8 protein-coding genes and 1 riboswitch are annotated in these 15,271 nt (G+C 40.4%); of the genes, 6 read left to right on the top strand and 2 right to left on the bottom strand.

What is annotated here, in order from left to right; all coding sequences use genetic code 11:
• Positions 1-141: 141 nt before the first annotated feature.
• A riboswitch (SAM riboswitch) is annotated at positions 142-249 on the bottom strand.
• Positions 250-623: 374 nt separating this feature from the next.
• Positions 624-2,897, top strand: coding sequence for a GH92 family glycosyl hydrolase (locus J2W55_RS16320; RefSeq protein ID WP_310097819.1), 2,274 nt, complete (start codon positions 624-626; stop codon positions 2,895-2,897).
• Between the two features lie 41 nt (positions 2,898-2,938).
• Here J2W55_RS16320 and J2W55_RS16315 read toward each other — a convergent pair whose 3' ends face one another.
• Complete coding sequence (locus tag J2W55_RS16315; protein ID WP_310097817.1) at positions 2,939-3,973, bottom strand: LacI family DNA-binding transcriptional regulator; 1,035 nt, start codon at positions 3,971-3,973, stop codon at positions 2,939-2,941.
• Between the two features lie 314 nt (positions 3,974-4,287).
• Here J2W55_RS16315 and J2W55_RS16310 point away from each other — a divergent pair, with 314 nt between their 5' ends.
• The 4 genes from J2W55_RS16310 to J2W55_RS16295 all read left to right on the top strand — a co-directional run bounded on the left by J2W55_RS16310 (position 4,288) and on the right by J2W55_RS16295 (position 10,389).
• Positions 4,288-5,169 carry an inositol oxygenase family protein gene (locus J2W55_RS16310; RefSeq protein ID WP_310097812.1) on the top strand — a complete coding sequence of 294 codons (882 nt, stop codon included), beginning with the start codon at positions 4,288-4,290 and terminating at the stop codon, positions 5,167-5,169.
• A 136-nt stretch (positions 5,170-5,305) separates the two neighbouring features.
• Complete coding sequence (locus J2W55_RS16305) at positions 5,306-6,997, top strand: sodium:solute symporter family transporter (RefSeq protein ID WP_310097807.1); 1,692 nt, start codon at positions 5,306-5,308, stop codon at positions 6,995-6,997.
• Between the two features lie 210 nt (positions 6,998-7,207).
• Complete coding sequence (aqpZ, locus tag J2W55_RS16300; RefSeq protein WP_310097804.1) at positions 7,208-7,915, top strand: aquaporin Z; 708 nt, start codon at positions 7,208-7,210, stop codon at positions 7,913-7,915.
• Positions 7,916-8,244: 329 nt separating this feature from the next.
• Positions 8,245-10,389 (top strand): hybrid sensor histidine kinase/response regulator, encoded by a 2,145-nt coding sequence (locus J2W55_RS16295; RefSeq protein WP_310097801.1) that lies wholly within the window; start codon positions 8,245-8,247, stop codon positions 10,387-10,389.
• 20 nt (positions 10,390-10,409) lie between these two features.
• On the opposite strand, the gene J2W55_RS16290 is transcribed toward J2W55_RS16295, so the two are convergent.
• The gene (locus J2W55_RS16290; RefSeq protein WP_310097798.1) at positions 10,410-11,996 is read right to left on the bottom strand and encodes a gliding motility protein RemB; all 1,587 of its coding nucleotides are present in this window, start codon (positions 11,994-11,996) and stop codon (positions 10,410-10,412) included.
• Between the two features lie 242 nt (positions 11,997-12,238).
• Here J2W55_RS16290 and J2W55_RS16285 point away from each other — a divergent pair, with 242 nt between their 5' ends.
• Positions 12,239-15,262, top strand: a complete 3,024-nt coding sequence (locus tag J2W55_RS16285; RefSeq protein WP_310097794.1) for a glycosyltransferase family 117 protein — start codon at positions 12,239-12,241, stop codon at positions 15,260-15,262.
• Positions 15,263-15,271 lie beyond the last annotated feature (9 nt).

Raw genomic sequence — 15,271 nt, 5'->3', positions numbered from 1 at the left:
ATGTTGTTCTTGTTTTTTCCTGTTCATAGCGATGAATAACATAGTTAAGTAGAATTAATAAAAATATTAATGAGATATAGTTGAACAGAAATACAGGGGAGAGGCAGTACATGCAGCTTTTGGCTGCCGGTATGTGTAGTATCATTATCTTTTCTGCTTTATTGCAGATAGGAATTAGCACCTTTATAACCATGCGTACAGGTTGCTAAGACATCACAGGGCCTGTCCCTCAGTCTTTCTGGATAATCAAAATTGAAATAAAGAACGATTTATGGTGCAAATATGTAAATAATTCTACTAATTCCATAGAATTAATATAAATATTAAAATCAACAGGCGGTTTTTACAATAGCATGGCATATTGCAGGCATTTTGATTGGATAGTGCCTGCTAAAAATGCAGGAGAAACAGTTTACAAGTACAGATAAAACGATTAAGTAAAAAAATCAAAGGTTTTTAATGAATATGATCTTAAAAATAAGAGATTTGCCGGAGCCTGGTTAAACAAGGATCATTTACCAATTATGTTTCTTAAACTATTTATTACAAATAAGGTTTCTAAACAAGCTGCCTTAACCGTAGTACAGGCCTGATACCATTTTTTGATATACATTATGAATTGCATGAAATTTAAGCACAGCGTTTATTTATTAGGTTTACTGGGCATTTTTTATGGGAGCGCGAGCGCCCAGAAAGCAACGGTTGCCCGGCAATTGGATGAAGTAGATTATGTGAACCCGTTAATTGGTACAGCTGTAAAAGGCTTTGGCAAAGGCCTGGATGGCGGCGGAACCATGCCTTGTGTAAATGTGCCTTTTGCCATGACCAACTTTGTTGCCCAAACGCGGGAAAATAAAATGAGCTATATGGTATATCATTATGAAGATGATGCCGTTATTGGGCTCACTGCCACACATCAGCCTACCGTTTGGATGGGCGATTACGGGTACGTATCTGTAATGCCGCAGGTTGGTAAGCTAAGGGTATTGCCAAAAGAACGAATGCTTTTATTTAATCATAAAGACGAGATATCCAAACCGTACTATTATGCGGTAAAATTAAAAACTACCGGTACAGAAAAAATCAAAGCCGAAATAGCAGGCGCTAATACCTGTGGTATGTTCAGGTTTACTTTTCCTAAGGCTGATCAGGCGCATCTGATCATTCAGGGTATCAACCTGAATCCGGCATTGACCGACTGGGCCAATGATTATACCGTACGGATGAAGAAACTAAAAGGCTACGTGTACGTGGATACCGTTAATAACGAAATAACCGGTTACAATCCCGACCGGCAATCGGCTCAGCTCGGCCCGGAGCTAAAGAACTTTAAGGGCTATTTTATCATCAAATTTAATAAACAGATAAAAAAATATGGCACCTGGGATAAACAAGTGATCAATAAAGGCAGTCATGAGCAGTACGGCACACGAATGGGGGCTTTCATTTCTTTTCGTACAAAAGCAAATGACGAAGTAAAAGTAGCAGTAGCTACATCTTTTATCAGTATTGACCAGGCAAGGGATAACCTGAAGAAAGAGATCCCGGATTGGGATTTTGATAAGGTTGTAAAAAGCACGCGTTACCAATGGCAGCAATCGTTAAAAACCATACAGGTAGCCGGGGTAACTAAAGATCAAAAGACCATTTTTTATACCGCGCTGTTCCATACGCTGTTATTTCCCCGCCAGTTTTCTGAATACGGCAGATATTACAGCGCATTTGACGATAAAGTTCATCATGGTTCTTCCTATAATGATTATTCGCTTTGGGATACTTTCAGGGCGTTGCACCCCTTGTTAACGCTTACGCAACCCCAGCGGGTTGATGACATGGTTCAGGCACTGTTGCAAATGTATAAAGAGGGAGGATGGATGCCCATGTGGCCAAATCCAACATATACCAACATTATGATAGGTACCCACGCAGATGCAGTTGTAGCCGATGCTTATGTAAAAGGTTTCCGTGGGTTTAACACAAAATTAGCTTATGAAGCCCTGCACAAGGATGCTTATGAAGCGCCGGATGGCGATACCCATAAAAGATGGGGCGACCGCGACCTATGGACAAGCTTTGAAGCAAGAGGCGGCCTTACCAATTACCATCAACTGGGATATATACCGGTGGATAAAACAAAAGAATCGGTTTCGCGCACCATTGAATATGCTGTTGACGATTATGCCGTAGCCCAAATGGCAAAGGGCTTAGGCAAGGATAATGATTATAAACAGCTGATGACCTGGAGCAGGAACTATCAGAATGTATATAACAAAGCGACCGGTTTTATGGCCCCGCGTAATTCTGACGGGCAGTTTTCAGCCAAACCCGATTCCGGGTTTACTGAGGGTACAAAATGGACCTATACCTTTGGCGCCATGCATGATGTACCGGGGATGATCAAACTAATGGGGGGAGAAAAGCAGTTTGCAGACAAATTAAGTAAAAATTTTAGCGGAGGCCATTACCGCGCCGATAATGAACCCGGCCATCATTACCTGTACCTGTTTAATTACTGCGGCATGCCGTGGAAAACCCAGGAACTTGTGCGCGAGCATACATCGACCCAAAATTTCAGGAATGCGCCTGTTGGTATAAACGGAAACGATGATTGCGGGCAGACTTCGGCATGGTATATATTCAACGTTATGGGTTTTTACCCCGTAGCCCCGGCATCTGGTGTTTATAGTATAGGTGCACCGCAGTTTCCATACATGGTTTTAAACCTGCAGCACAGCAAAAAGCTGATTATAAAGGCCACAGGGCTTTCGGCCAAAAACAAGTATGTGAAGGAAGTAACCTTTAACGGGAAACCTATCAAAGATTTTATGATCTCGCATGAGGATATAAGCAGGGGCGGAACCCTTGCCTTTACCATGACCGGCAGTCCGCAAAAATAATATTGGTTAGCCGGTAATAAGAGATACGAATTTAAAGGGTATTAAACAGTTCCGGTTGATGCCCTTACTACCAGTTTGGATGGTAAAATGATATTTTCCCTTTCCATTTGGATGGGCCTGCCAGATAGATGCCGAAACAGCAGTTCCGCAGCCTTACGCCCCATTTCATAGGCGGGTTGCAAAACTGTGGTAAGCGGCGGGTTAAGTATGGAAGCTGTTATCTGGTTGGTAAAACATACCACCTTAATATCGTCCGGAATATTTAGCTTCATTTCTTCACAGGCCAGGTATGTAGTAGTAGCCAGGTGTTCAACTGTGGCGATAATACCATCGGGTTTTACGGTATCAATGTGCTGCTTTAAAAAAGCTATATTGTCATGCGTATATTTATTAGCGCAGCTGATCACATTGTTATCATTAGGTTTTATGCCCTGCTCAGTCAGGGCCTTTTTATACCCCTCTTCGCGTGCCTGTAAAATTGACGGGTAACCCTCAATAGTAACCAGCGAAATATTTTTACAATCCTGCTCCAGCAAATGACGGGTAGCCATGTAGGCGCTGTTAAAATCATCGGTTTTTATCTTTGCCGTGGGTATATCCTCACATACCCTGTCAAAAAAAACAATTGGTACACCCATTTGCTGCAGGTCCTGTATATGTTTAATATCCTTGGTATTACTGGCTACAGACATTAAAACGCCATCAACCCGGCCGCTTGTCAAATCATTAAACATCTGGGCTTCGCGTTCATAGCTATCATGCGTCAGGTATATTAAAGCGTGATATTTTTCCTGATCCACAATGCTTTCAATACCATTAATTGCCTGGCTAAAAAAGCTATCTGCAATTTCAGGGATCACAATGGCAATGGTATTACTGGAGCGTTTTCTGAGGCTGCTCGCATATGGATTTGGAACATAATGCAGCAGTCGGGCAGTTTCAATGACCCTTTGTTTTGTTTCGTCCCCTATATCATGACTATCCCGGAGTGCTTTGGATATTGTTGCAATAGAAACGTTTAACACTTTGGCAAGTGTTTTCATGTTTACTTTATTATTCTTTGTTCCGTCGGTCATTAGTATGAAGGTGTTTCAAAGCTCCAGTTCACTTCAATAAGTTATAAAAATGGTAATCTTATTAACGCAAAATTACAGGTGTTTATGGTTTTTGCAGGGCTTATAAAAAAAGTTTAGCAATATAATAAAAAATAGGGCTTGCAAAACCCGGGACATAGAATGAGCATGGGAAATTTAGGTAAACGTTTAAGCAAATAAATCGGGTGTTTTTGATGAATTTGATTTCTAAAATAAGGAAATTTGTATAACACAGCTATCAGGATTAGCTATAAAGGACTGTTTACCAATTATATTTCCTTTTTAATTATAATGTTATGAGCAAGATTACCGGAACACCAGATCAGGGCCCTTTAGATTCAATAGAAGAATGGGAAGACGATTTATTAATTCGTTACCCTGACGCAGATTCAATAGCGGCCGGGCGTGATACCGAAGCCTACCGTAATTACGAAACCACAACAAAAGATTCCGTTCGTGAGTTTTATCGCTTGCAGCATATAAATCAAACTTATGATTTTGTTCTGCAAAAAAAAGAACAATACCTGTCGTTCGATAAAAAAGAAATGTCGGTTTGGGATGCGTTTGATTTTCTTAACCAGTTGGTTGACGATTCTGACCCTGACACAGACCTTGATCAGTTACAACACCTGCTGCAAACCTCTGAGGCCATCCGCGCTGATGGCCGGCCCGACTGGATGGTACTTACCGGGTTATTTCATGATATGGGTAAGGTGTTATGTCTTTTCGGGGAGCCGCAATGGGCTGTAGTGGGCGACAGCTACCCGGTAGGGTGTGCTTTTTCTGATAAGATCGTGTTTTCTGAATATTTTGCAGAGAATAAAGATCACCATGATCCCCGTTATAACACCAAGTATGGTGTTTATGAGCCAAATTGTGGTTTAGAGAACGTGCATATGACATGGGGACATGATGAGTATGTTTACCATATGATGAAGCCATACCTGCCCGAAGAAGCATTGTATATGTTGCGTTATCATTCGTTTTATCCGCAGCACCGCGAAAACGCTTACAGTCATTTGATGACGCCGCATGATCATCGCTTGTTTAAAGCGGTGGCCTTGTTTAACCCGTATGACCTTTATTCAAAAAGCCCTGTTCCACCTGATTGGAATAAGCTGCGTCCGTATTATGAAGATCTTGTAGCCAAATACCTGCCTGCTACACTCAAATTTTAATAAGGATATCATCACCATATAGCTGCCGCACGATTTTTTCGTGCGGCATTGCCAATTCATTTTATTTCATAGATTTGAAAAATTGAACCGGCCCCGAAAATTAATGGCCTAAATTTCCTATTGCAAAAAAACACTCATGCTGAATCACATTTCTACGGCCGATATTTTGGTCTTTTTTTTCTATTTCATTTTGGTTTCTTGTTACGGGTATTTCGTTTATCGGCGGAAAAGAAATGAAACGAATAGCAGTTCGCACAGTTTTTTCCTGGCCGAGGGTTCGCTTACCTGGTGGGCAATAGGGGCATCTATCATTGCGTCAAATATCTCGGCCGAGCAGTTTATAGGCATGAGCGGCGATGGTTTTTTCGCGGGCATAGCTGTTGCGGTATATGAGTGGGTAGGGGCCGCCGCGCTCATTATTGTAGCTGTGTTTTTTATGCCGGTGTATATCAAGAACAAGATATTTACCATGCCGCAGTTTCTGCAAAACAGGTATAACAGCGGGGTGGCATTGGTAATGTCTATATTCTGGTTGTTTTTATATGTATTCATTAACCTTACTGCCATATTGTATTTGGGAGCTATAGCCATTAACAGTTTACTTGGCGGCGAATATTTCCACTGGGTTATGGTAGGCCTGGCCATATTTGGTGCAATTATCGCTTTGGGCGGAATGCGGGTTGTAGGTTATACAGACGTAATACAGGTTGGTGTACTTGTTGTGGGCGGTTTGGCTATTACTTATTTGTCGCTCACCATTGTAAGCCAGAAATTTGGTTTTGGAACAAATGCCCTTACGGGGTTCAATTTGTTGCTGAAAGATTCGCCTGATCATTTTCATCTTATATTTAAAAAGCCTGCAGCCGGGGCATCAACGGAAACCATAACCAAGTACCTTATTTTACCTGGTTTTGCTATGTATGTATCAGGCCAGTGGATCAGTAACCTAAACTATTGGGGTTGCAATCAGTACATAACACAACGCGCCTTAGGTGCCAATATCACCACGGCCCGTACCGGTATTTTATTTGCAAGCATGTTAAAAATATTAATGCCGGTAATTGTAATGCTGCCCGGTATTGTGGCTTTTGTATTATATAAACACGGCCATCTGCCCGAATTAGGTAAAGGGGGTAAGGATGGTGCTTATTCGGCCATATTATCGTTTTTGCCTTCGGGGTTAAAGGGATTATCATTAGCAGTTTTAACGGCCGCTATTGTTGCTTCGCTGGCCGGCAAAGTAAATAGTATTGCTACTATTTTTACGCTCGACGTTTATAAGAACTACCTGAATAAGAATACCAGCGAACGACGCATGGTTTGGGTGGGCAGGGCTGCAATTGTAGTTAGTTTGCTCATATCTATTTTATTTACGTGGACCGATGTGCTGGGTATAAGCAGCGCTGGGGGATATACTTTTGTACAGAAATACTCAAGTTTTGTAAGCCCCGGTGTACTTGCCACCTTTTTACTTGGAATGTTCTGGAAAAGAACTACCGCCGAAGCCGCCATTATTGGCATACTTACCGGTTTTGCCGCGTCGGTATTCTTTAATCAATTCGCGGTTCAGGTATTTGGGCCCGAAACACTGCTGTATTCAGCTTTTCATAATGCTTCGGGCCAATATGAGATCCCGTTTTTTATATCTCTGAGCTGGTCATTCCTCATCACGCTTGCAGTGATGGTTGTTGTTAGCTTAAAAGGAAAAATGATCAATGCCAAAGCGATTGTTATTGAAAGCTCAATGTTTAAACTTAAGCCGTCATCCGTTATGTTGATAGCTGTTATATTGGTGTTATTATCGGCTATTTATATCAGATTCTGGTAGTTTTAAATTGATTTTAACAATAAAAGGGCCCGTAAATTAATTTACGGGCCCTTTTATTTGAAACCCTATTGAAATCATTACCTCATCAGTTTAAAACTTATTTTATTAGGATTTACGGATAAACAATACTTATTTTTATAATAAATAATCTATTACCTAAACTATATCTCAATACACTTCACCTAATCTTCTTACGTAATTAAATTTCACATGGAAACAAACACATTCTCAAAATTTTCAGCTGAGTTTTTCGGTACGCTTGTATTAGTTTTGATGGGCTGTGGCAGCGCCGTGATCGCGGGGCCAAATGGCACATCGGGCGTTGGCTTTTTAGGTATATCGTTTGCTTTTGGTTTGTCTGTAGTGGCTATGGCCTATGCCATAGGCCATATATCTGGTTGCCATATTAATCCGGCTATTTCAATTGGCATGGTGGTATCAGGGCGGATGAAAGCTAATGAAGCGGTTATTTACATTATAGCCCAGGTATTGGGGGCTATTGCAGGGGCTGGTATCCTGTTACTTATCGCATCTGGTAAGGATGGATATAGTGTTGCTGCCAATGGCCTTGGGCAAAACGGTTATGATGCTTTTTCGCCGGCACATTATAATCTGGTATCTGGTTTTGTTGCAGAGGTTGTTTTTACATTTATATTCCTGCTGGTAATTTTTGGTTCAACATCAACAAAAAATATCCATGGCGGATTTGCAGGTTTGTCAATAGGCTTAAGTCTGGTGCTTATTCACATAGTAGGTATACCGGTAACCGGTGTATCTGTAAACCCGGCCCGTAGCATTGGCCCCGCATTGCTGGTGGGTGGCGCTGCTATCAGCCAGTTGTGGCTATTTATAGTGGCCCCTATACTGGGTGCAATATTAAGCGCTGTTGTTTGGCGCTATGCTTTGGAAAGAAAATAATATCAAATGAATTATAACGAATATTGGGCAGGCGTTCAATATTCGTTATTGTACTTGCAAACAGAATATATATCATAGTAAGCGGACTAAATCCTGCTATGATAGTCTGCTTAAAAAGACCATTTCATATGTATATTCGCAGGCCCATGCATATCTCATCCTCGTAGCTTGAAATTTTCGTTAGCGGTAAATTTTTATTTAATTGTTTATATTTTAAACTTATATATTATATGAAATTAAAATATATGACCTATGTTTTAATAAATGTTATTATTGCTTGTTAGTTTGATTGCAAATATCACCAGTATATTGTTTTGTTAACGGCTTAAATGAAATCTACATATACCCAAAAAATTTCAAGAAAAATCCTGCTCGCATTTTTAGCATTTGTTATTATTTTGGCCATAGCAGCTCTTTTTGTACGTAATACCATTTCCAATAAATTACAGGATCTTTCAAAACTGGCTCACAATTTTGAATACGATCAGTCAAAACCACAAAAGGCACTTTTATTGCTCCATGAAGCCGAAGACGATTTCCAGGAATCATTACTGAGCACTGGCAATGAAAAAAGCAAGGCTTACAAAGCAACATTGTCCAAAGCGTTTGACCAGATTGATACCCTGCTTAAAGATCATGCTGAATTGCCTGGACTTACAGAGGAACAACATAAAAAAGTATTATACTGGCGTGCCAAAAAGCTGGAGCTATCAGACAGATTGTATGGTCTTAAACATAGTTTTGACTCTCTGCTTACGGCTTATGCTGATTTTAATGTTGCCGAAGACAAAAGAATGACTGATATCGGTGCAAATAAAATACTCAGCAGGAAAAAGGTTGAAAGTAAAACGGATACCATCAGAAAAGATATTGTAGGTAAACGAAAAGGCCTTTTTGGTAGAATAAAGGATGCTATTTACAACAGAAACGGCAGCACCCCATCTACCAGCATTATTGAGGTTAACCATAATCACAGCAGTTTGCAGATCGACTCGGCTACGCGTAAAATTGCTTTTAAGGATAAAAGAACCTACAATGAAAAACTCAAGCAGCTGCAGGACCGGAATATTAAATTGTTATCAACCCAAAAAGAGCTGATCTCTTTGAATATACGTATCCGCAACGAGCTTGAAAGTATTATCAACGATGTAAAAGATATCAACTACAGTATAGCCAGTGAATTTAAGGGCATGACGTTTAAAAATTACCAGGAAACAACCCGGCTGTTAAATAATTTTTATCTGGCTGCGCTTTTCTTGGTATTGATATTTGCAGCGTTGCTTATTGTATTTATACTTAAGCTTGGCGTATCTGAAACACTTTTACGGCAGGAGAATGAGCGATCAGTAATTATGGCTCAACAAAAGATGGACCTGCTGCAGCACATGAGCCATGAAATACGTAACCCGCTTACCGCAATTAAGGGTTTCCTGTACATATTCAGTCAAACCAATTTGTCGCCGCGCCAGGCCGATATGCTGGGTTCTATCAGACTGTCATCTGATATGTTATTGCGTACATTAAATGATACGCTGGATGCCGCAAAGATGGAAAACAGCGAATTTAAGATCAACAAGGATCCGTTTAACCCCGATTTTGTGTTACGTGAGGTAATAGAGAGTATGGAGTTTAGCGCTACAAAGAAAGCGCTTGAGCTTGACTATAATTTTAACGGCGACAAAGAGGCCCTGATTTTGGGTGATAGTTTCAGGCTTAAGCAAATCATGGTTAATTTGCTGAGTAACGCAATTAAATATACAGCCCAGGGAAGAGTTACTGTAAATGCCGATCTTTTATCAGTGGATGGAGGGCCCAGGCTAAGGATCGATGTAATTGATACAGGGATTGGTATCAGCTTAGAGCAACAGGGAAACCTTTTTTCAAAGTATTATCAAACCAGTTCGGCCAAGGGCCAAACCGGCACAGGGCTGGGCCTTTATATTTGCAAGCAGTTGGTTCAGCTGCAAAACGGACAAATCAGCGTAAAAAGCACGGCAGGAAAAGGTAGTACGTTCAGCTTTTATATTCCTTATGACGAGGGTAAAAACATTAACAATGTAACCGATAAACAACAACGCTTGGATGATTTGCTGCCATTGCTTAATGGCATTAGCATACTAGCTGTTGATGATAATGAGCTGAGTTTGATGTTCCTCAAAATGATGACAAGCAAGTGGAATATTAAGTTTCACCAGGCGTCAGATGCCAGGCAGGCAATGGATATCCTGACCACTCAAGCAATAACAATAGTATTAACAGATATTCAGATGCCGGCCATGAATGGTCATGAACTTATTGCCACTATAAGGCATTTAGATCCGCCTTTAAATGAAATTCCTGTTATTGTTATCAGTGGCAATTCAAAAGCCATTGACACTGACAAACTATCAAAAAAAGGATTTTCGGGCTTTGTGGCTAAACCGTTTACTGAGGCCGAACTGATCAGACAGATCATTAATGCTTTACAATTATGACCTGTCTGCCAGCAGTCTGCTTAAAAATCGTGATACAGGTTTCTGAATGAGCTTCTTAAACCAAAACTAATCAGAGTGGTTTTATTATCGCTTAATGCATTCTTTTCCTGCCGGTAAAGACCGCTCACCTCAATACGCAAGTTGTATTTGGGGTTAATGAGGTATGATATTGTACCTTCGGTATAATAAAGCTGTGTGCTGATACCTTGCCCAATAACCGGAGAAGAGTTTGGCGCGGCCGGATATGGTTTTATGACCTGCTTTCCGTTATTATCAGCTTGATTGGCATCAAGGCCATATTTGCCATAGTCAAGCTGCCCCTGAAAATCAAATCGGCCAATTGAATAATTAACGATACCCAGGAACTCCCTGAAATTTGCTCCAAACGGATGAGCCAGCGGATCGCCAAAGAAACTATAGCTATTAAGCGGTTGAGTACTTGAATAAGTGTAGGGTTTAACGGTATTGAATTCAAAAAGATAATTTAACCTTTCAACTTTAAATATATCGGCTCCCCTGATACCTAACTGCACACCATTGGTATTATCTGAGTTACTACCCGAAAAGAAATTGCTTGCCTTAAACCTGTCAAGCATTAACTGTCCGTAAATTGCTGTTTTATCAAATATTTTATATTTGCCGGTAAAGCCAATAAACACGTTATCTCTTGGCGATCCTGAAGAACCAAGCGCGCTTGAAAACAGGATGGGATTAATAAAGTTTACGTCAAAGCCACGGCGGTTTCCTTGCGCATCCGCTTCGGGCGTGATCAGGGCGTTAAAGAATCCAAATGACAACCTGTTGTTTACATTCCAGTCTAAATAGTGAAAAAGCGCCCATTTACGCCGGTTACTACCAAAAGTATCAAATTTCTTTTCTTTGATATCTTCAAGATATGCCCATGACATCATATACTGCAACGAGCCAAAATTTGCGGTAAGCCGCAGTAAAGGCATATTTGCCGCGTAGTCTGATAGCAATAATGACCTATACCCATCGCCTACAAACATTTTATCCTGGCCCAGTGTAATATTTAACTGTTTTATAGGCGTATACGAAACAATGGCTGTAACATATGACCAATCCTGGCTAATTTGGGCAAGGCCGCTATAATGCCGCGCATAAGCTTGCCCCGGTACAAAACCATTGGCGTTAACAAGATTATTATAATAATTGGGGAACGTACCCTGGTTTTCAAAGCCACTGCTATAAAATGAAAATTTAGTACCTACGGTTCCGCCAAACTGATAGCCGCGTGTATTTAAATTGGGCGTTCTGTGGGCAGTAAATTCTCTCCCGGTTAGCAGGTCAACAAGAATATCACCATAAAAAGTATAGTCTTTGGTTTTTACATCAAACAGGTGTTCATTAAATATTTTACGCTTGAGCCATGATTTATTATTACTGCTTACGCCAATATTCATAACCGAATCATAAGTATGGTTAATTGAACTGTCAATCAAAAAAGGGCGTAAAGAGGTATGAAATGAGCTGTTTTTACTATAAATATCTGCATTGAACTTTTGGTACAACTGATAAGAATTGGGTAAATAAACAGATTGGGCCTTGCTTAACTGTGCTGTGAGGAGGATGGTTCCTGTTAGCAAAAAAAGTTTAATACAACGAAAAAAGTAAAGTTTATACATCTTAGCAAAGTAAGTATTATTTATAATAACTTAGAAATTTGGTTTATAGGTTATTTTTTTATCAACAGGCTTATGAAACCCAAATTAACAGAATAATGATGGAAAAAGTTAATTTATGTTAAATTTGGTTGGAGCGCGCTGTTTTTTTTTAATAAGCTGCAAAAATCCTGATATTTGCCCGCGCGATAAAACCATACTATTAAATGCAATACAAAAAAATCAATGATCTTTTAGGCTGGCTTTGCTTTATTATAGCTTCTGTTACCTACATTTTAACTTTAGAGCCATCCGTAAGTTTTTGGGATTGCGGTGAGTTTATTTCGTGTGCCTACAGGCTGCAGGTAGCCCACCAACCCGGGTATCCGGTATTTGCCATGCTTGGTAAATTATTTTCACTGTTGTCATTTGGCAATAATGCCAAAGTACCTTACTATACTAATTTAGGTTCGGCAATAGCCAGCGGGGCCACCATTATGTTCCTTTTTTGGACTATAACAGCCCTTGCAAAAAAAATGCTGCTTAATAAACGTGATGACGTAATAGACCAGTCGAACCTTATCCTTATTATGGGTGCCGGTTTGGTCGGCGCCCTGTCCTTTACCTATACAGATACATTCTGGTTTTCGGCTGTTGAGACTATCGTATTCGCTTTGTCGTCATTATGTACCGCTATTGTATTTTGGGCCATATTAAAGTGGGACGCCCATGCCGATGAGCGCGGCGCTGATAAATGGCTGGTTTTTATAGCTTATGTTATCGGTTTATCAATTGGCATCCACCTGCTTAATTTGTTGACCATACCAGCTATTGCCATGGTATACTTTTTCCGCAGGAGTAAAAACGTCACCGTAAAAAATGGCATACTTGCATTTTTAGCGGGTGTTATTATACTCGGACTGGTACAATATGGCATACGTGGATATACCATCAAATTTGCCGCGTATTTTGACCTGTTCTTTGTAAATTCACTTGGTTTGGGCTTTGGCAGCGGTGCATTTTTCTTTATACTGCTAATTGTTGCATTGCTTGTTGGAGGGATAATTTATAGTATCCGGGCCAAAAAGCCTGCGCTAAACCTGGCCCTTTTGTGTGTTGCCTTTATATATTTTGGTTATGGGTCTTTTGCATATATCCCTATCAGGGCTACTGCAAATCCTAATCTGAACAACTCACATCCCGATAATGCATTTACCCTTTATGGCTATTTAAACCGTATACAATATGGCGAAACCCCGTTAGTGAGCGGACCTTATTTCGATGCCAAGTTAACCGATCAGAAAGAAGGGAGCATTATTTATCGTAAAGGAAAAACAAAATACGAGAATGCCGGACATAAAGTTGAATCAGTTTATGATCATACTACGGCATTGCCCCGGATGTATAGCACCGAGCCGCAGGATGTTCAGTTTTACAAAGAATGGCTGCGTATACCTGATGGGCAGGCGCCAACCTTTACCGATAATTTGAAATTTATGTTCAGCTGGCAGATGTACCAGATGTACTGGCGTTACTTTTTCTGGAATTTTGTTGGCCGTTACAATGATGCCGACGGGCAAACAAGTACCGAAGGTATTGACGGTAACTGGACAACCGGCATATTTGATGGTGCCAAGCATCTGCCAAAATCTGTTACCAACGGTGTTACTTATACTCCGCTATATGCTTTGCCTTTAATAATAGGGTTAATTGGTGGTTTTTACCATGTCAACAGAAAAAAGAAAGACGCGTTGGTAGTTCTGTTGCTATTCTTTTTTACCGGTCTTGCTATTGTTCTTTATGTAAATCAGCCGTCGGTGCAGCCGCGTGAGCGCGATTATTCTTACGTAGGATCGTTTTACGCATTTGCCATTTGGATAGGTTTGGGGGTGATTGCCATAGCCGAATTTGCGCGGAAATTTATAAACGCCAGGTTTGCAGCCATTGGGTCTACTGTTATATGCCTGCTGCTTGCTCCGGTATTGCTGGCCAGCAAAGAGTGGAAAGACCATGACCGGTCGACCAAATGGACAGCGCATGATATGGCTTATAATTACCTGATCTCGTGCCCTCCGAACGCTATTTTGTTTACCTATGGCGATAACGACACTTACTCTTTGTGGTATGATCAGGAAGTGGAGGGTATAAGGCCCGACGTACGCATTGTTAACCTGAGCTTGTTTACAGGCGATTGGTATATACGGCAAATGCAGGGAAAAATGAACCAGTCTGACCCATTGCCAATCACCATGCCTTATGATAAATATAAGGAAGGAGTGAGGGATGTTATATACTATAATGACCAAAAAATAGCCGGACCGGTTGAGGTGAAAGAAATATTTGATTTTATTTCATCGGATGATAAGGCTACTATGGTGCAATATCAAAGCGGCGAGTCGGCAAACTATCTGCCCACCAAAAACTTTAAGATCACCATTGATCCCGACGAGGTGGTAAAAAACGGCGTAGTTACGCCTGATGAAAAAAGCAAGCTAACCAAAAGCATGGAGTGGAAGTATACATCAAACTATGTTACTAAGGATAACCTGGCCATGCTTGATATACTTGCGCATAATCATTGGAAAAGGCCCATTTGTTTTACTACTACCATCGGTAACGATAACCTTATTGGTTTACAGCCATATTTATACAAGGAAGGGTTTACTTACCACCTGATCCCATTTGAAAAGGATACTACACAGCATGATCAGCTAAGTAAAGTAAATACTATGGTGATGTACAACAACGTTATGAACAAGTTTAAATTCGGTAATTTTAAAAACGCCCGATATCTTGATCATGAGTCAACGTCAATGTTTTATCCGGTAATGCTCACCACGTTTATTGACCTGGCTCAAAACCTGGTACAGCAAGGCCATAATGACCTGGCGCTGAAAGTACTGCATAAATATGATCAGGAAATGCCGGATATAACGCCATATATTGATGTGGAAGGCCGTAAATTATTTTTAGCTCAGCTGGCATTTCAACTGAATGATGTGGTATTGGGCAAAAAACTGGTAACCGGTATTGATAACTACGTTGTTGACCAGCTTGACTATAATTATCATTTACTTAATGATAACGCTAATAATATAAATACACGCGATGTACAGATCGGTCTGCAATTGTTAAATGGCATAGCCGATTTTACTAAAGAAAGTAAGCAAGCCGATATAAACAATAAAATACAAGCCCAGTTAAAAAATTACATGAAAAAATTTGCCCCGGTTTTAGGGGGGCAGCAGTAATTATTAATA

It is taken from the genome of Mucilaginibacter pocheonensis, from assembly GCF_031456535.1.
Classification (GTDB): Bacteria; Bacteroidota; Bacteroidia; order Sphingobacteriales; family Sphingobacteriaceae; genus Mucilaginibacter; species Mucilaginibacter pocheonensis.
This window is presented reverse-complemented; position numbering and strand designations above follow the sequence as displayed.